15 protein-coding genes, 1 tRNA gene and 1 rRNA gene are annotated in these 17,230 nt (G+C 58.2%); 10 read left to right on the top strand and 7 right to left on the bottom strand.

Annotation, left to right across the window (positions count from 1 at the left end; translation table 11 throughout):
* Window positions 1-15 precede the first annotated feature (15 nt).
* Window positions 16-102, bottom strand: a tRNA-Leu gene (locus D8M23_RS11310).
* A gap of 376 nt (window positions 103-478) precedes the next feature.
* Here D8M23_RS11310 and D8M23_RS11305 point away from each other — a divergent pair.
* The 7 genes from D8M23_RS11305 (at window position 479) to pknB (ending at window position 10,604) form a co-directional block, all read left to right on the top strand.
* A complete protein-coding gene (locus D8M23_RS11305; protein WP_006886997.1) occupies window positions 479-1,342 on the top strand; it encodes an FhaA domain-containing protein in 864 nt (287 codons plus the stop codon).
* On the top strand, window positions 1,342-1,827 hold the full coding sequence (locus D8M23_RS11300) for an FHA domain-containing protein FhaB/FipA (RefSeq protein ID WP_126854833.1): 486 nt from the start codon (window positions 1,342-1,344) through the stop codon (window positions 1,825-1,827). The genes D8M23_RS11305 and D8M23_RS11300 overlap by 1 nt, the downstream gene beginning before the upstream one ends.
* A gap of 3 nt (window positions 1,828-1,830) precedes the next feature.
* Window positions 1,831-3,597, top strand: coding sequence for a PP2C family protein-serine/threonine phosphatase (locus D8M23_RS11295; RefSeq protein ID WP_126500784.1), 1,767 nt, complete (start codon window positions 1,831-1,833; stop codon window positions 3,595-3,597).
* The gene (locus tag D8M23_RS11290; protein WP_126854832.1) at window positions 3,590-5,053 is read left to right on the top strand and encodes an FtsW/RodA/SpoVE family cell cycle protein; all 1,464 of its coding nucleotides are present in this window, start codon (window positions 3,590-3,592) and stop codon (window positions 5,051-5,053) included. The genes D8M23_RS11295 and D8M23_RS11290 overlap by 8 nt, the downstream gene beginning before the upstream one ends.
* Window positions 5,046-6,488, top strand: a complete 1,443-nt coding sequence (locus D8M23_RS11285; RefSeq protein WP_037233967.1) for a peptidoglycan D,D-transpeptidase FtsI family protein — start codon at window positions 5,046-5,048, stop codon at window positions 6,486-6,488. Before D8M23_RS11290 ends, D8M23_RS11285 begins: the two co-directional genes overlap by 8 nt.
* The gene (locus tag D8M23_RS11280) at window positions 6,485-8,323 is read left to right on the top strand and encodes a protein kinase domain-containing protein (protein ID WP_126854831.1); all 1,839 of its coding nucleotides are present in this window, start codon (window positions 6,485-6,487) and stop codon (window positions 8,321-8,323) included. The genes D8M23_RS11285 and D8M23_RS11280 overlap by 4 nt, the downstream gene beginning before the upstream one ends.
* A gap of 76 nt (window positions 8,324-8,399) precedes the next feature.
* Complete coding sequence (pknB, locus tag D8M23_RS11275) at window positions 8,400-10,604, top strand: Stk1 family PASTA domain-containing Ser/Thr kinase (RefSeq protein WP_126854830.1); 2,205 nt, start codon at window positions 8,400-8,402, stop codon at window positions 10,602-10,604.
* 151 nt (window positions 10,605-10,755) lie between these two features.
* Here pknB and D8M23_RS11270 read toward each other — a convergent pair whose 3' ends face one another.
* From D8M23_RS11270 to D8M23_RS11265, 3 genes are read right to left on the bottom strand one after another with little or no spacing between them, the layout of a single operon-like run.
* Window positions 10,756-11,388 carry an aminodeoxychorismate/anthranilate synthase component II gene (locus D8M23_RS11270; protein ID WP_094758717.1) on the bottom strand — a complete coding sequence of 211 codons (633 nt, stop codon included), beginning with the start codon at window positions 11,386-11,388 and terminating at the stop codon, window positions 10,756-10,758.
* A gap of 22 nt (window positions 11,389-11,410) precedes the next feature.
* Entirely contained in the window at window positions 11,411-11,572 is a 162-nt protein-coding gene (locus D8M23_RS11845) for a hypothetical protein (protein WP_037233979.1), read from the bottom strand.
* Between the two features lie 16 nt (window positions 11,573-11,588).
* Complete coding sequence (locus tag D8M23_RS11265) at window positions 11,589-12,335, bottom strand: class E sortase (RefSeq protein ID WP_037233982.1); 747 nt, start codon at window positions 12,333-12,335, stop codon at window positions 11,589-11,591.
* A 138-nt stretch (window positions 12,336-12,473) separates the two neighbouring features.
* Here D8M23_RS11265 and D8M23_RS11260 point away from each other — a divergent pair, with 138 nt between their 5' ends.
* Both D8M23_RS11260 and D8M23_RS11255 read left to right on the top strand, forming a co-directional pair.
* Window positions 12,474-12,839 carry a cell division protein CrgA gene (locus D8M23_RS11260; RefSeq protein ID WP_037288320.1) on the top strand — a complete coding sequence of 122 codons (366 nt, stop codon included), beginning with the start codon at window positions 12,474-12,476 and terminating at the stop codon, window positions 12,837-12,839.
* Window positions 12,773-13,057 (top strand): hypothetical protein, encoded by a 285-nt coding sequence (locus D8M23_RS11255; RefSeq protein WP_126854829.1) that lies wholly within the window; start codon window positions 12,773-12,775, stop codon window positions 13,055-13,057. Before D8M23_RS11260 ends, D8M23_RS11255 begins: the two co-directional genes overlap by 67 nt.
* 537 nt (window positions 13,058-13,594) lie before the next feature.
* Here the strand turns inward: D8M23_RS11255 and D8M23_RS11250 are convergent.
* Window positions 13,595-14,515 carry an ArgP/LysG family DNA-binding transcriptional regulator gene (locus D8M23_RS11250; protein ID WP_126854828.1) on the bottom strand — a complete coding sequence of 307 codons (921 nt, stop codon included), beginning with the start codon at window positions 14,513-14,515 and terminating at the stop codon, window positions 13,595-13,597.
* A 294-nt stretch (window positions 14,516-14,809) separates the two neighbouring features.
* Here D8M23_RS11250 and D8M23_RS11890 point away from each other — a divergent pair, with 294 nt between their 5' ends.
* Complete coding sequence (locus D8M23_RS11890) at window positions 14,810-16,249, top strand: D-mannonate dehydratase (RefSeq protein ID WP_193976826.1); 1,440 nt, start codon at window positions 14,810-14,812, stop codon at window positions 16,247-16,249.
* A gap of 36 nt (window positions 16,250-16,285) precedes the next feature.
* On the opposite strand, the gene D8M23_RS11240 is transcribed toward D8M23_RS11890, so the two are convergent.
* On the bottom strand, window positions 16,286-16,723 hold the full coding sequence (locus D8M23_RS11240) for a putative immunity protein (protein WP_126500788.1): 438 nt from the start codon (window positions 16,721-16,723) through the stop codon (window positions 16,286-16,288).
* Window positions 16,724-17,000: 277 nt separating this feature from the next.
* Window positions 17,001-17,230: ribosomal RNA gene (locus tag D8M23_RS11235) — 23S ribosomal RNA — on the bottom strand; the annotation flags it as partial.

Genomic DNA, 17,230 nt, shown 5'->3' with positions numbered 1-17,230 from the left:
GAACCGGGGATTAGTTGGTGCGCGAGGGGGGAGTTGAACCCCCACGCCCTCACGGGCACACGGACCTGAACCGTGCGCGTCTGCCTATTCCGCCACTCGCGCAAGTGTCTTACAACCTGTGGTTGCAGGCAACATATAGAACTATACGCACCCCTTGGCCCCCTGTCCAATCCAATTTTAGTAACCTTATTCACATCACATGACGGATTTTTACGCCCTATTATCGGGGTGTAACGGTATGGAACATCCACGCATGGTGCGCCAGAATTCACCGTAGTGCCTCTTCAGCACCCGGTTTTACCGCGAAAATAACCCCGATTCTGCATTAATCACCGCCTATCGCATAGAATAGCGTTGGGTGTGTGTATCTAACGCACGCACAGCATATGCACAGTTAAAATCGCTAGACTGTACCTTTCGCGGGCCCGCGCGGGCTCACGGCAGTACAATCGGCACGGATCGTTAGGAGGAGGCGGCAATGAAGTTTATGGACAGGCTTGAGCGGCTAGAACAAGGCATTGGGCAGGCCGTTGGCTTCTCCAAAGGCTTCGGCACCTTCGAAAAAGCAGATATTGCAAACCGTATTCGCACGGTCATGGACGATGAATCCTACATCGATCCCAACGAGATGCTGATGGCCCCCAATATTTATGCGGTTAATTTCTCCCCCGCAGATTTTGACAGGATACGGGAGTGGGGCAACCCGTTTGCTATTGAGCTCTGCGACCTCGCCATTTCACACGCGCGAGCGCAGGGATACTCGCTCATTGGGGCGGTGCGCATCACCTTCCATTCCTTACCGGAGGTTCACCCCGGTGATTTCCAGGTGGTGCCCACGTTTGAGTACTTTTCCACCCCGCCCGCTCAGGGTGCCCTGCCGGTGCAGACACCGGTCAATGACGCCCCACCAAGCCCGCACGGGGCGCCCTCCTACAGCCCGGTGCGCCCGCCGCGTGCACGGTCGCTGCCGACGCGCATCACCAAGCCGCAGGCCGCACCGGCGCAGCAGCCTCCGCAGGCTCCGCCCGCCCCCGCCCCGCAGCCGCTGGTACCGCACCTTGAGATTGATGGGCAGCCCATTGAGCTGACCTCGTTCCCGGTAGTTATTGGGCGCGGCAGTGTGGCTGATATCCGTGTGGATGGTAAGAGTATTTCCCGCCGCCACCTGCAGATTTCGCACCAGAGCGGGGCGTACATTGTGACCGATTTGGGCTCCACTAATGGCACGATGCTCAACGGCACCGCCCTGCGCACCCCCGCAACTTTGCACGACGGTTCTCTCCTGCGACTAGGCGATACGAGCATCTTCTTCCGTATGATGCCCGCCGGGGGTGCTCTCTAGTGGCCTCTGAGCTTACCGTCATTATCCTGCGCTTCGCGTTTTTGGCGCTGCTGTGGTTCTTCGTTTTTCTGGTGTTGGCCGCAGCACGCCGCGACTTGGGGCTGGGGAAGAATTTCCGCACAGTCTCGGTGGATGCGTTCGCCTCCCCTGCCCTGCCGGCGGCTGAGCAGGCCCCGGTGGCTGCTCCCCCGGCGCGCCCGTCCCAGTTGGTGATCACTGAGGGCGCGCAGGCTGGTGCCATGATGCAGCTGGGGAATGAGCCCATCACGATTGGACGCGCAAACGATATTGAGGTTTCGCTTCAGGATGACTACGCCTCGGGACGCCACGCGCGCCTGTTCCCGCAGGGCTCCCGCTGGTTCCTTGAAGACCTTGGCTCAACGAACGGCACCTATGTGGACGGCCAGCGCCTTAGCCGTGCCACCGTCATTGAGCCGGGCACCGAATTTAGGGTGGGTGGCACCACCATGCAGTTGAGGGGGTAGTCGGTGAAGATTGCCTTCCGTTTCGCGGCACGCTCCGATGTGGGTGTGCGCCGCAGCAAAAATGATGATTCCGGCTACGGGGGCCGGTATCTTGCCGTGGTTGCCGACGGCATGGGCGGGCACGTGGGCGGTGACGTCGCGTCCGCCACAGCGGTACTTAACCTGACCCCGCTGGATCACCCCGATTTTGACGGCACCGCGGGCGTGTACCTGGCGGATGAGATTCAAAGCGCGAACAGCATCATTAACGATCTGGCGCATGAGGATTCGCGGCTGGCGGGGATGGGCACCACCTGCACCGCCCTGCTCATTGACGGTGACAAGATTGAGCTGGCGCATATTGGCGATTCCCGAGCCTACCGTTTGCGGCCGGGCCCGGACGGGCAGTTCGAGCAGATCTCGACAGACCACACGTTTGTGCAGCGCCTGCTGAATGAGGGGCGCATCACCCCGCAGGAGGCTGTGCACCACCCGCACCGCAACGTCATTATGCGTGTGCTTGGTGATGTGGACGCCTCACCTGAGCTTGAGCTGCAGACCCTTGATGCGGTGCCGGGAGAGCGCTGGGTTTTGGCTTCTGATGGGCTGGACTCGGTTGTTCCCGATTCCGATATTGAGGCGGTTTTGCGCTCCACCGACGATCTGGAGCAGATTGCCGATGTCCTCATCCAGATGACCCTGGAGCGCGGTGCGCCCGATAACGTGACGGTAGTGGTCGCCCAGGTGATTGACCGCAGCGTGCTGCCTGAGGATGAGCCGGTGGGCGAGTCTGCCGTGCCGGATGCGCCCAGCCTGCCGGCTTCTATTGCCCCGGCCGTGCCCAATACCACTGGGGATGAGGATACGATGCGTATCCCTCCTGAAGACCCCACCGAGGTGAACCCTGCAGGTGGCGACAGCCCCGGTTCGGCGCATATTCGCCGCCGGTTCCGGCGTGCACGCGATTTAACCGGGTCTTTGCTGCACGAGGAGGAACTGCACAAACGCGGCGCGGTTGAGGTGATTCATACCTCCGCTGAGATTCTGCGTGGGCAGCTTGGGCAGCGCCCGCACCAGCTGGTGGGTTCAGCCGCTTCGGCGACAGAGACGGGGATGATCCCGGCCGTGGTGGACCGCACCCTGGAGCACCGCGCCACCTTGGCACAGCGGGTGCCGCTGACTACTGAGGGTGAGACGGCGCAGCTTCCCGAGGAGCTTGAGGCCATGCTCACCGTGGATGCGGCTAAGCACCGCCCACGCCGCTGGCCGCTGCGCATTTTCGTACTGCTGCTGGTGGTTGGGGTGCTCTCGGCTGCCGCGTGGACGGGTATGCGCTGGATTAGCGGCCGCTACTATGTGAGCGACAGCAACGGCAAGGTGTCAATCTATAACGGTATTCCGCAGACCCTTGGGCCTATCCGGTTCTCGCATGTGGTTGAGGAAAGTAACGTGTCGGTTAATGACCTCTCGGACCATAACCGTGCGCTGCTGAAAGACACGATTTCGGCCGACAATATTGATGAGGCGCGCGTGGTGGTGAACCGTCTGCAGACGCAGGCGAACCTGAACGCGCACCCGAGTCCTTCGCCTTCACCTTCTTCTTCAGCCAGCCCGTCTGGGAGTGCGAAGCCTTCCGAGAGCCACAACCCGTCGGTGACCCCCACTCCCACCCCGAGCGCGGAGGAATCCGGTAATGCCACGGTTCCGTTAATGCCCGGCACCGAGGGTGCCGCTACCACGGAAGGGGACGTGGGTACCGTAACTGGTGAAGGGGGTGCGCATCATGGCTAGTTCTCTCTTCTCCCGACGCGACCCGAACGCCCCGAAGTCACGCCGGTTCATTGAGATTGTGCTGCTGGTTTTAGCGGTGGGCATCAGCTCGGGTGCGCTGTACCTGCGGAACCCTGAAGAGGCATTTGGCAGCTCGTCGAGCGCCTGGCTCATGGGCACCGTTGTGTTAGGCGTGGGCGCGCTGATTCTGCATGTGGTGCTGGGGCTTCGGGCACGGTACGCCGACCCGTTTATCTTACCGATCGTGATTGTGCTCAACGGTATCGGTTTGGCCATGATTTACCGTATCGACTCGGATTTGAAGTACCCGGTGGGTGACTCGCAGCTGTTTTGGACGGGCCTGTCGATGCTGGCTTGCGCCGTGGTTATCTACTTCCTGCAGGATCACCGGGTGCTGCGTAAGGTCACCTACATTTCGTTGGCATTGTCCCTTATTCTGCTGGTGCTGCCGCTGCTGCCGATTATTGGTCAGGAAATTAACGGTGCGCGCATCTGGATCTCCATTGCGGGCCGCACCTTCCAGCCGGGTGAGGTCGCGAAGATTACCCTGGCGATTTTCTTCGCCGGGTACCTTTCGACCCACCGCGATTTGATTCTTGTGGCGGGGCGGCGCATCGGGCCTATTCAGCTGCCCCGGTTCAGGGATTTGGTGCCGGTGTTTTTGGCGTGGCTGGCGAGCATTGGGGTGCTGGTGTTCCAGCATGACCTTGGGTCGTCAATCCTGTTCTTTGGCCTGTTCATGGCGATGCTGTACCTTTCAACGGGTAAAACCTCGTGGCTGGTCACCGGTGGTATTGGTGTGGTGGCTGGTGGGTTCTTGGCATACCACTCCATTTCGCACGTCCATGACCGTATCTACGCGTGGGTGCACGCCTTCGACAACGATATTTACAACAGCGCCTACGGTGGTTCTCGGCAGATCCTGCAGGGTGTCTTTGGGCTCTCCTACGGCGGGCTGTTTGGCCGCGGCTGGGGGCAGGGACGCACCTACCTGGTGCCGTACGCTAACTCGGATATGATCATCACCTCCCTCGGTGAGGAGCTGGGCCTGCTGGGTTTGGGCGCGATCCTCATGATGTACCTGGTGCTGGTCTCACGCGGGTACCGTGCCGCGCTGGGCACCCGCGATGGTTTTGGGAAGCTGCTGGCGGCTGGGCTGTCTACCGTTATGGTGCTTCAGCTGTTTGTGGTGGTTGGCGGCGTGACTCGGCTGATCCCGCTGACTGGTTTGACCACCCCGTTCATGTCTGCCGGCGGCTCGTCGCTGGTGGCGAACTGGATTATTGTGGCGCTGTGGCTGGCGATTTCGCATTCGGCACGCGCCCCGCACGGCGTGGTTGATTTTGATGCCCCACGGGGTATTGACTACGGCAGTAACGATTATGAACCTGAAGGTGCGACCAGTGTTCTGGCGCGTATTTCTACGGCATCGACAGAAGGGAGCCAACGTGGATAGGGCGATTCGCCGCATGTGGATGTCTGCCGCGTGCGTCTTTATCTTGCTAATGGGCACCCTGAGCTATATTCAGTTCTTTGATGCGCAGATGCTCATGGAGCACAAGTGGAACACCCGTGCCCTGTACGATAACTACGGTTCGCAGCGTGGTTCGATCGTGGTGAACGGAACTGAGATTGCTTCCTCAGTGAAATCTAACGACGAGTACAACTATCAGCGCGTATATTCCGAACCTGAGAAGTATGCTGGTATTACCGGCTACTTCTCGTCGGTGTACGGTTCGACGGGTATTGAGTCAGCTCTGGATAAGGAGCTTTCGGGTACCTCGGATAGCCAGTTCTATGATCGTGTGGCGCAGCTGTTCTCGGGTAATTCCACACGCGGGGCCAGCGTTGAGCTGACTGTGGACGATAAGCTGCAGACCCTCGCCTACCAGCTGCTGCAGGGCAGGAAGGGTTCTATTGTGGCGATGAACCCGAAAACAGGGGAAATTCTGGCGATGGCATCCTCGCCCTCGTATGACCCGAATAAGTTGGCTGCGCATAGTGAGCAGTCGGTGATCGCCGACTACACGAAGCTGACCCAGGATCAGCAGTCCCCGCTGTTTAACCGTGCGATCGCGGGTAACACCTACTCGCCGGGTTCGACGTTCAAAATTATTGATGCCGTGGCCGCACTGGAGTCGGGGAAGTACGACGAGAAGTCCGTGATTGATAACCCGGCGCAGCTTCCGCTGCCGGGCACCAATGTGACCCTGCCGAACTTTGTGAATGGTCAGTGTGCCACCCGCACGCAGGCGACGATTGAGTGGGCGTTAGCGCAGTCGTGTAATACTCCGTTTGCGAATATCGCCCTCGATTTGGGGCAGGAGAAGATTTCTCAGACCGCCTCAAAGTTCGGGTACGGCCAGGATTTGTCGATCCCGTTGAAGGTGACCAAGTCGGATTTCCCCTCCGATATGACGAAGAGCCAGCTGGCTCAGGCGTCGGTGGGCCAGTATGACGTGAAAACCACGCCGCTGCAGGTGGCGATGACTTCCGCGGCGATTGCGAACGGTGGTGTGCAGATGAAACCTAATCTGGTTCGTTCGGTGAAGACCAGCAACCTGAGCACGTTGTCTGAGTTCTCTCCCGAGAAATTGCGCACCTCAACTTCCCAAAAAGTCGCCGATCAGGTGAAACAATGGATGGTTAACTCGGTCGATAATGGTATTGCGTCCGGTGCGGGTGTGTCGGGCGTGAAGGTGGCGGGTAAGACCGGCACCGCCGAGATTGGCACGACCGGGCTGAACAATTCCTGGTTTACCGGTTTCGCCCCGGCGGATGATCCCAAGATTGCTATTGCGGTCGTCTATGAGGATATTGATGTGTCCACGGGCGCGAAGCTTTCGACTAATGCAGGTAAACAACTCTTTGAGGCGGTGTTGAACAAGTGAGGCCTTCGGCTGATGTCACCTTGGGCGGTCGCTATACCCTGACTGAACGTATCGCTGTAGGCGGTATGGGTGAGGTCTGGAAGGCGCGCGATAAGGTTCTTGGGCGCATCGTCGCAGTGAAAATCCTGAAAGAGGAGTACACGGGTGACCCCGGGTTCTTGGAGCGGTTCCGCGCGGAGGCGCGCCACACCGCGCTGCTGAACCACCCGGGGGTGGCGAACGTATTTGATTACGGCGAGGAGGATAACTCGGCGTACCTGGTGATGGAGCTGGTTCCCGGGGAGCCGCTATCGAACATTATTGAGCGTGATAGCACTATCCCGGCGGATCGTATCCTGAACATTATTGCGCAGACGGCGCGCGCGCTGGCGGCCGCGCACGCGCAGGGCCTGGTGCACCGCGATGTGAAGCCGGGTAACCTGATTATCACCCCGGATGACCGCGTGAAAGTGACCGACTTCGGTATCGCCCGGCTGGCGAACCAGGTTCCGCTCACAGCCACGGGTCAGGTGATGGGTACCGCCCAGTACTTGGCCCCTGAGCAGGCGACCGGGCAGACCGCGACCCCCTCATCCGATATGTATTCGCTGGGTATTATTGGGTACGAGGCGCTGGCGGGGCACCGCCCGTTCACGGGCGAGTCGCAGATCGCTATCGCTTTGGCGCAGGTGAATGATACCCCGCCGCCGCTTCCTGACAGCGTCTCACCGACGGCGCGGGCACTGATTATGTGCCTGCTGGCGAAGGACCCCTCAGAGCGTCCCGCGAGCGCTACAGCACTGGCGGCGGCGATTGACGCTATCCGCCGTAACGATGTGCGTGCGGCGTTGAAGGCCGTGCCCGCACTTAAACAGTTCATGCCGAAGTCGGCGACAGCTGCGACGGCGACGCAAACCCAGACTCAGGTGCAGCAGAGCGCTGCTACAGGTGCTACGGGGGCTATCACTGCTGCGGCTGCACCCCGGTTCGGTTCGGGCGGGCGGTTCTCGCCGAATCCGACGACCGCGCCCATCCCGCCGGTCGCTGGCACCGGTGCGCAGCCGGTGCAGCATGTTGATGATGAGGACGAGCCGGAGCAGAAGCGTTCAGGCATCGTTAAGTGGGTTGTTATCGGTGTGGTAATTCTGCTGGTGGTTGCACTGGCCCTGTGGGCTGCCACTGCGCTGCAGGGTTCCCCTAAGAACGACCCAAGCGGCAGCCCGTCGGTGAGCGCCTCGGCGTCCCCCTCGGAGCAGGAGCCTTCGAGCAGCCCGGCTACGAATACCCCGGATACGCAGAAGCAGAATAATGTGACGGTGAACCCTGCCGAGTTCGTGGGCCGTAGCCTGCTGGAGGTGACGAACGAGCTGTCCCAGATGGGTCTGCAGGTGAAACCTGAGGGTGTTGACTCGAACGAGGCGAAGGACACGGTGCTGTCGGTTTCCCCGTCAGGTTCGGTGGAGAAGGGTACAAGCATTATTGTGAAGTACTCGAATGGCCCGAAGACGGCGACTATCCCCACCGGGCTGATTGGCCAGGATAAGGACACCGCCTCTGCGGCGATCGTGAAATTGGGCATTAATGTGAATCAGATATCGGAGCATTCTGATACGGCGGCCCCGGGTACGGTGCTGCGCATTACCCCGCTGCCTGGCACTCAGGTTCCCCTTCATAGTAGTGTAGATGTGTACATCGCTGATGCCTCTTCCGGTCAGGGGTCCGGAGGAGCAGCCCCATCGGCAAATACCTCTACGAGCGCGAGTGCAAGTACACCACCGAGGCAGCCTACTTCCGCTCCCGCGAGCACAAGCGCTACCTCCTCCGCCAGCGCGGCTGCTGCCACGCCGTCAGAGTAGTGGATGGTGCCCAGTATGTCGTGTCGCGCATGTATGAGCTAAGAGTTTAACTTCTGACCCTAGACCAGGAGATTGTATGGACCTGTTGGTTCCCGATATGGTAGATGATCGCTATAAGGTGCTTGATGTTATTGGCACCGGGGCGATGGCTACTGTCTACTCGGCGGAGGACACCCGTTTGGGCCGTAAGGTCGCGATGAAAATTCTTCGACCGGAGCAGGCCCAAGATCAGACGTTCCGTATACGTTTTAAGCGCGAGGCCGAGGCTGTCGCGTCACTGAACTACCCCGCTATTGTGGCGGTGTATGATACCGGTGCCTACTCACCCACCCCGACCACACCCCAAGAGTATGGTTTTGAGGGGGCCCAGCCCGGCGCTGAGGATGGGAGCATCCCATATATTGTGATGGAGCTGGTGAACGGCCGTACCTTGCGTGAGGTGCTGTCGTCGGGGGCGCATCTTCCGGTGCGTGAGGCTATGGCGTACGCCGATCAGCTGCTGGGTGCACTGCAGTACAGCCACGATATGGGCATTATTCACCGCGATATTAAGCCCGCGAACATTATGGTTCTGCCGCTGACTGATGAGGATATTTCCTTGGGTCAGTCGGGGAAGATTAAGGTGATGGATTTCGGGATTTCGCGCGCCCTTGAGGAGGCGGGCGAGGCCCTGACGAAGGCGAATGTGGTGCTTGGTAGTGCCCGGTATATGTCGCCGGAGCAGGTGAGCGGCCACGAGGTGGATACCCGCAGCGATATTTACTCCGCTGCGTGCGTGATCTATGAGATGGTGTCCGGACGCACCCCTTTTGATGCCGAGTCGAATGTGGATTTGGCGGCTAAGCACCTGTCGGAGGCTCCTCAGCCGCCGAGCGCTTTTTCTCCGCTGCCGGTTCCGCAGCAGCTGGATGCTGCGATTATGCGTGGGCTGGCGAAGAACCCGAATGAGCGGTACCAGTCGGCGGATGAATTTGCCCAGGCGCTGCGTGCGGCGTTCGGTTCTGCTGATGATGATGCTACGGTCGCCCAGCCCGCCTTAGGTGCGGCAGCTTTTGCACCTTACCAGGGTGAGAATACTGGGACGATGGAGCCGCCGCCTGATGAGGAGGCGGGGCTGAATGATTTCTTTGAGCAGGATTATTATGATGCCTGTGAGGAGGTTGAGCCGGAGACTCCCCGCAAGCGTGTCTGGCTGCAGGTGCTGATCGGTTCGCTGATTGTGGCCTTGCTGGCCTTTAGTGTGGGCTCGGTGCTGTACTACCAGAATAAGCTGAATGAGGTGCCGCAGGTTGCGGTGCCGTCGGTGGTTAACGTGTCGAAGGATGAGGCGGATACCCAGCTGCGTAACCTGGGGTTCACGCTGGAGTATAAGAACGCCTTCTCGGATACCGTGAAGAAAGGCGACGTGATTAGTGTCGACCCGACTGTGGGCACCATGATTGATAAGGGTGCGAAGGTGACTCTGACGGTTTCCAACGGCCCGAAGAAACTGGTAATTCCGGATAATCTGCAGGGTCAGAGCGAGGCGTATGTGCGTAACGCCTTAAAGGAGATGGGCGTTGTGGACGGGCGTGTGACGACCGTTGAGAGCCCGACTGTCCCTGCGGGTATGGTGGTGTCGCTGACGAATCAGTCCGGTGAGGTCCTTGAGCCGGGCGCGGCTGTTGAGGCGGGCCAGACCGTCGATTTGGTGCTTTCTTCCGGTAAGGTGAAGGTTCCGTCGCTGGTGGGTCTGACGAAGGATCAGGCGGTGGCTGCTTTGACTGACCCGAGTACGCACCTGAGCACGAATGTTGAGGAGGTGCAGACGAGTGCTTCCCCGGCGGGTACCGTGATTGCTCAGAGCGCTGCGGCGGGCACTTTGGTGGAGCAGAACAGCACCATCACTATCCGTGTGGCGAAGGCCCCGGCGCAGACCGCTACGGCGGCACCGGTTCCCTCGGCGTCGGCGCGTTCGGGCGCCTCCGGTAGCGGCAATACGTCCGGCGGCGGTGCCAATAGCGGCACCGGCACCGGCGGGAATACGTCTGGCGGCGGCGCGAATGCTGGCACCGGCACCGGCGGTAACCAGAACCAGCAGCCGACTGCTGCGCCGACGAGTGGCGCCTCAGCATCTGCGGCTCCGGCGGCCCCGTCAGCACCTGCAAGCAACCCGGCAAATGGCGGGAATAATAACGGTAACCGCGGTGATACCGGGAACAACGGGAACAACAATAACAACGGGAATAACAATAATAATGGCGGGAATAATAACGGAAATAACAACAATAACCGCCGGTAGCCGCCCGGGCGTGTAAACGCCAAACGGCTAGTGGGGTGGGTTCTCCGGTTATCCGGGAAGCCCACCCCATTCCTTTGCACCACACATACACGCATACGAAATGCCCCCAGCAGCCTGCTGGGGGCATTGTGGTGTTTGTATGTTGGCCGGGTTAGCTAATGAGTGGAGAAAGCGTTTTTGCGTGCTGCGCGGCGCCTTGTACCCCGATTTCTTCAAGCCAGTTGCCGAGCATGAGGTAGCCGCCTTCTGTGAGCACCGATTCTGGGTGGAACTGCACACCGTGCATGGGTGCTTCGCGGTGGCGCAGCCCCATAATGATGCCGTTTTCGGTGGTGGAGGTAACCTGCAGCACCTCGGGCATGGTGTCGGGGACGACGGCAAGCGAGTGGTAGCGGGTCGCCGTGAAGGGGCTTGGGACGTCTTTGAACACCGAGTCGTTTTCGTGCACCAGGGTGGAGGTTTTACCGTGCATAAGCTCGGGGGCGTGGGTAACGGTGCCGCCGAAGGCTTCAGCGATTGCTTGGTGTCCCAGGCACACACCCAGCAGGGGTTTGTGGGTGTTAGCGGCCCACTTGATGGTGTCGATAATGACTCCGGCGTCTGCGGGGGCACCGGGGCCGGGTGAGATGAGCACCCCGTCATGCTCTGCTGCGAGTGCGAGCACGGTGTCGAGGTCGTGTTCATCGTTGCGGATTACGGTGGTTTCGGCACCGAGCTGCTGCAGGTATCCCACAAGGGTGAAGACGAAACTATCGTAGTTGTCGATAACGAGGATGCGTGTCATGGTTTTCTTTCGGGTGGGGCTGCTAATGGTTAATGGTGACGTCGAGGTTGAACGGGCCGTACTGCGCGAAATTGGGGAAGATGAATTCCATGAGCACATAGACGACCAGCAGGATCAGCAGAATGGCGGTAATAATACGAACCCAGAGAGGTCCGGGCAGGTGGCGGAAGATCCATCCGTACATTGTGTGTTTTCCTCTCTTAAGCAGGGTTGTTGTTGGCTACTTTGGCGATTTCGGCGGGTGCCCCGGCGGATGCGGGCTGCCAGGACTCAAATTTGGCGTGCACAATGTACCGTTCGGTGTCGCCGTAGCGCGGGTGGCAGGTGGTGAGTGTCATAATCCGTTCGGTGGGGCTTTGCCCGGGATGCCCGGGCACGGGTTCAATGACGTCCACCTCGTGGGGCTGCACGATTTTCTGTTCGTACACGGTGTACGTGTAGTAGCCGTCTTTGGTGCGCACATAAATGTGGTCACCGTTTTGGAGCAGGTCAATATCGTTGAGCACTTTACCGCGGGTTTGGCGGTGCCCGGCGAGTGAGAAGTTGCCGACGCCTCCGGGCATGGCGGAGCCTTCGTAGTGGCCCAGCCCGAGGGCGTCGATCACGTCGTTGCTGCTGCCTTGGGCGGCGGGGCGCTGATAGTCTTCCCCGAAGCGGGGGATGTAGACCACACCAAACGCCTGCCCGTGCGCGGGTTCTGCGAGCGGTTCGGGCGGGTTTTTGGGGTCCCAGTCGGTAACGGTGCGTGATTCACCGAATTCTTTAACGAGGGAATCGACGGCTTGGGCTTGGGACCGGTCGGCGGCGATATTGGTCCACCAGAGCTGCCAGGCCACGAAGAGCAGCAGTATAAACCCTGCGGTGATCAGTAGCTCGCCGAGGATTTGCACGGTCCATTGTAGGCGTGTTTTACCGGGCGCGTGCGCCTTGGTGGGGGTGTGACTCATGCTGTCCTTTGTGGTTTATGTCTTCCGTGTTTCTTTAGGCTCAACGCGGGTGAAAGGTGAAATCATCCCGGGAGTCTGCAAAGATAGTTTCTAAGGTACATAATAAGGCTACCCACTGAGTGTTATGCGGAGGAAATTATGTCTGGTTCGGCCAAGGCAAAAAAGAAGAAGGGCAGCGCTTCTAAGAGCAGCGGTGTTAAGGCTAAAGACGCTAAGAAGAAGCAGAAGGCGGAGCAGAAGAAAGTAGTCGCCCGGGATGCGTTGAATGAGGAACGTCTGCGCAAGGTTGCGGAGGAGATGGAGCAGGGTCAGCCGTTGAGGGACCAGACTCCGCTGTGGTACCGGGTGATTATGTTCTCGTTTTTGGCGGTGGGCCTGCTGTGGATTGTTGTGTACTACATTTTTGAGGGTCTTTACCCGATCGCAGGCATTGGCATGTGGAATATCACAATCGGGATTGGTGCACTGATGGTGAGCATGCTGATGATGACGCGTTGGCGGTAACCGGTATGGGTGAGCAGCCGTCTGACTCCGCTGAGACCCCCAAGCCGGAGGTGACGAACCCCGCGAACCTGGCGCCGGTGGATCCGCAGCAGCCGCGGGAGAGGCGTGAGGATATTCGCGCCGCCATTTTTGAGACAAAGCTGCGGCGGTGGGCGCTTATTGGGTTTGTGGCTGCTGGCGCCTTGTTTTGGGTGGTGACTTTGCTGCTTCAGCGTTAGGGCGGGGCAATGAGGCCTCTCACCGTTACACCGCAGGCTGGTTGAGGTTGCCGCACACGGTTCCACGCTGAAAGATACTCATGAGCATGGTGAGCATCAGGAGCTCAGCCACGGTGTGGGTGAGCTCGGCGGCGGGCGTACGGCGTGCGGAGTATGGACGGTGCGCAGCGTGTCTGAAAGCGCATTAATGATGGGGAAGATTGTGAAGACAATTCGGGTGATAGTGCTTTCCAATAGCCCTTTCCAGCAACACCCAAAACCATTATTTTCTAATATTCCAATATATACATAAATACTGGTCAATATGAATATTAAGAGTATTTGAACTCTATATAGTCACAGAGGTATAGATAAGCAGACTACAGCATTTGCTCCGCACACCGGACCGGGAAAACCACCACATAGTGTACGCGGGGACAATAGCTGCCGTGGCTCCTACCGGGACCCTAGATGCACCGCTTAGTGTTGCGGCACATGCACCGAAGTAACGACATGCTCATATACAGCCCGCTTTGATGCCCGACACCCAGCGGTCATTTATGAGCTTAAAAGTCCTGTTTTGGCGGCCTCAGCGACCCTGCGGCTCACGGTTTCTAATACGGGTGAGTTAATGTTCCAGTGCTGCCAGTACAGGGGGAATTCAACAGGTTTGGTGGAAAGCTTCACCAGCGTATTGGTGGCAAAATGTTCACTGCACTGAGCTTGCGGTAACAGTCCCCAGGCGACCCCTTCATAGACCGCGCGGGCATAATCAGGTGAGGAAGGAATATATATGGTGGGGCTCTGTTCAGGTTCGAGGCTTGGCGGCAGTTTCATATCTTCCTCTATGAGGACACGCGCCGCTTCCTGCACAAAGTCTTTACGGTCGTATTCCACCACAGGGGCACGGTTGAGTTCTTCACGAGTGGTAGCGGAGGGAAACCCCGGCAGGTAACGGCTCATATATTCCGGTGCTGCGACGCACCAATAGCGTGCCACACCCAGGTAGTCGACTGAACATCCGGGGATTTTCCCGGGCCGTGAGGTAATAGCAGCCATAACCTCCCCGGACCGAAGCAAGGCCGATGAGTGGAATTCACCTTCACGGCGTAAGTCGCAGAAGATTTCGTCTTCGTGGGCGAGCATACGTACCGCCTCCAGGAACCATGTTGCGAGAGAATCGGCGTTCAGGGCTATAGAGACTGTCTGGAATCCGCCCTCACCCACCAGTTCCCGTTCTAGTTCCAGCTGCAGAAACTCGCTCTGCCGGGCAATGCGTAGTACGCTCTGCCCGGCCTGGGTTGGGGTTACCGGGTTGGTGCGCCGCAGCAGAACCTTACCCGCGAGCTGCTCCATGACTTTGACGCGCTGTGATATTGCGGAGGGGCTTACTCTCAAGGCTTCAGCTGCCGCATCGAAGGTACCGTACTCAATGACTGCTGCGAAGGTTGTGAGGTGGTCGGTCGTAAAACGTTTCATAAGCATATCTTACGTAAACCCACATAACTTAGATAGCCTTACGTCAGTGGCGTGTTTTACTCCCCAGCTTCACGTTTTCCCCGCCCGGGTACCTTCACAAATTCCTGGCGGGAACCTCACCTGTATGCCGGTTTTGCGCTCGGTGTGCACAACAAGCTGCACTAGGCCATCACTGAACGGGTTCAGCCTCATCGTATATAAGGGCTTTGAGCGGATGCACACCTGTGAGGGAACCACCCTATCTACAGTGCACGGTACGCAAACTATAGGGCGGTTAGAAGGTAGAGTTATTCCATGAGTACCCCCGCACATACTAAAAAGCTGTACCTTGCTGAGGCTGATGATTGGCTCCGACGACAGGGCACCCCAATGATTATTCCGGCCCGTAGACGCGCTGGTGATGCTCTTGTGCGGTGCATCCCGTGGGTGTTATGGGTCAGCATTGTGTACACGGCGCTGGGCTCCCTTGAGTATACTCTGGTGGTTATGGGCGACGGCTCTGATCTGACAGTGGCCAGTATTCAGCAGGGTGCATTCGCTGCCATCCCGGAAGAGGATGCGTTCATCGGCACGGCGGCAGTTATTTTATTCGCCCTAGTCATCCCAGTGGTGTCGCTGCTGCTGATATGGGTGTCCCATCTGCTGATGACCCGAACTCCGGTGTGGGTGCAATATATTGCGGGGGTACTGACGGTCATTACGTCAGGTTTTATTTTTTCGCTGGGGTTTAACGATGTCTTGGGGCACCCCACCCCTATGCCGGGCTTCTGGTGGCGTTTCCCACTGATGGTGCTGCTGGTGGTGGGCATTATGTTCATCGGCGGGGACACCGTTGTGGGCTGGTCTTTAAAGCATGTTTTGCATCAGCTGACGTTCCTGCCGCCGATGATTGCGAAGGTACTTCCGGTGCTGATGGTTTCGGTACTGTTTATTTTTGTGAATGCGGACGTGTGGAAGTTGGCGAATAATATGAGTTTCGTCCGCGCTTTTGAGGCGTGTGGGGCGATGTCTCTGCTGGCGCTGTTCGTGATGCTCACAACCTCGTATGAGCGCACACGCCGCCTGCTGGGGGCTCGCCAAGGCGATCATGTCCAGGAGTTTACAGCGGATGAATATGACCGTGCAGCGCATAAAGCTGGCGGGATGTGGCCGCGTATTCACACGCATACTGCGGGTCGGGAGGAGACGGTGCGGCGTCCTCTCTCGGTCGGCGAATGGATTAATATGCTGGCGATCCCAGTCCTGGGGCAGATAATTCAGACAGTGTTTTTTATGACGCTGGTGTTTGGGTTTTTCATGTGGTTCTCATCTATTGCTATCACTGACCAGGCGATTGAGGCATGGTTGGGTACCACCCCGCAACGATTGCGCCTAGCAGGGGTTGAGTTCACTATTCATGCTGTGGTGCTGAAGGTAACTCTCATTGTGTCGGTGTTCTCGGGTTTGAGCTTTGTGGCAACCACCAGTGGCGATGAACGGTACGCCCGAGATTTTGTGAAGCCTATGATTTTGCGTCTGCGGCATATTCTGGTGGTGCGTGATATGTATTTGGCGCTGTTGTCGCTGGACGCCCGCCAGCTACCGGAGTACGGCGAAAATAATAGCGCAGAAGCCACCGACAATACTGATACCACTGAAAGCGCCGCAGACAGCGATAATACATTATCCACGCTGCAAGAAGATACGGAATCGGATGGTGTTACCTCCACTGGCGCCTCAGCGGGCGAGGGTTAGCACCTCCGTACGGCACTCGGGGCATGTCACCGGTCTCTAGTGGTTGAAGATATAGTCATATAACCGGTTAGGGGCGTGCTGTTTCTGCCATTCGAGTTCTTCGGTCAAGAGTTTCCCCGAAAGCGCTTTGCGCGTGTAGCGCCCAATATTGCGTGCATGGGCACCCATATGGGCCGTTGCCACCGCTTGCCCACAGGCGCGGGCTACAGCCTGAGCGGAGCGATCTGTGCACTCACGAGCCGCAGCGTGGCAGAGGAAAGCCTGCTGACGCATAGCACCAACAGATAGTGTTCCTCGCTGAAAATACTCAACCGCTTCGAGTGCATCATGAAGTCGACGGTCTAAAGGGTGATGCTTCTCAAAGATAGGAAGGAGCCGACGGACGCAGCGTGCGGCCCAGCCAATGAGTTCTTTCCGGTCTTCTTCTAAAAGCGTTAAGTCATTCATGGATGGGGCTGTTTGAGGAGTAGTCATACTCTCAACGTACCAGCAGACCCCACAGCAGAATAGTGCATCGAGGAAGATATTCGGGTGAGCAGAAATATGACGGGTATGAGGCGCATCTCTTCCGAGTATAGATAAACCATAGGATCTCTCGCGGCAATACCAATACCCTATTAAACAGAAAAAGACCCCGAAGGGTCTTTTACCTGTTGCAACCTACCCTCTTCACGGGGTTCACTCCCGTAAAGAATGGCTTGTTGCCTCAAAACTGTACAGTGAACACAAACACACAAAACAAATATGACTATAATGTAAGCCTTCGGTCTATTAGTACCAGTCAACTCCACACCTTACAGCGCTTCCATACCCGGCCTATCAACCCCGTCATCTACAGGGAACCTCACACACCCAAAGGGTGCCAGGAGAACTCATCACGAAACAAGCTTCCCGCTTAGATGCTTTCAGCGGTTATCCCTCCCGAACGTAGCCAATCAGCCATGCACCTGGCGGTACAACTGACATACCAGAGGTTCGTCC

Source organism: Rothia sp. HSID18067, from assembly GCF_003989445.1.
Taxonomy (GTDB): domain Bacteria; phylum Actinomycetota; class Actinomycetes; order Actinomycetales; family Micrococcaceae; genus Rothia; species Rothia aeria.
Note: the sequence above shows the minus strand (reverse complement) of the source record. Positions and strands in the feature narration are given on the sequence as shown.

Excerpts from the sequence above, each read along its gene's own strand:
- D8M23_RS11305 (WP_006886997.1), top strand. The coding sequence starts at position 479 with ATGAAGTTTATGGACAGGCTTGAGCGGCTAGAACAAGGCATTGGGCAG.
- D8M23_RS11290 (WP_126854832.1), top strand. The coding sequence starts at position 3,590 with ATGGCTAGTTCTCTCTTCTCCCGACGCGACCCGAACGCCCCGAAGTCA.
- pknB (WP_126854830.1), top strand. The coding sequence starts at position 8,400 with ATGGACCTGTTGGTTCCCGATATGGTAGATGATCGCTATAAGGTGCTT.
- D8M23_RS11270 (WP_094758717.1), bottom strand. The coding sequence starts at position 11,388 with ATGACACGCATCCTCGTTATCGACAACTACGATAGTTTCGTCTTCACC.
- D8M23_RS11845 (WP_037233979.1), bottom strand. The coding sequence starts at position 11,572 with ATGTACGGATGGATCTTCCGCCACCTGCCCGGACCTCTCTGGGTTCGT.
- D8M23_RS11265 (WP_037233982.1), bottom strand. The coding sequence starts at position 12,335 with ATGAGTCACACCCCCACCAAGGCGCACGCGCCCGGTAAAACACGCCTA.
- D8M23_RS11260 (WP_037288320.1), top strand. The coding sequence starts at position 12,474 with ATGTCTGGTTCGGCCAAGGCAAAAAAGAAGAAGGGCAGCGCTTCTAAG.
- D8M23_RS11250 (WP_126854828.1), bottom strand. The coding sequence starts at position 14,515 with ATGAAACGTTTTACGACCGACCACCTCACAACCTTCGCAGCAGTCATT.
- D8M23_RS11890 (WP_193976826.1), top strand. The coding sequence starts at position 14,810 with ATGAGTACCCCCGCACATACTAAAAAGCTGTACCTTGCTGAGGCTGAT.
- D8M23_RS11240 (WP_126500788.1), bottom strand. The coding sequence starts at position 16,723 with ATGACTACTCCTCAAACAGCCCCATCCATGAATGACTTAACGCTTTTA.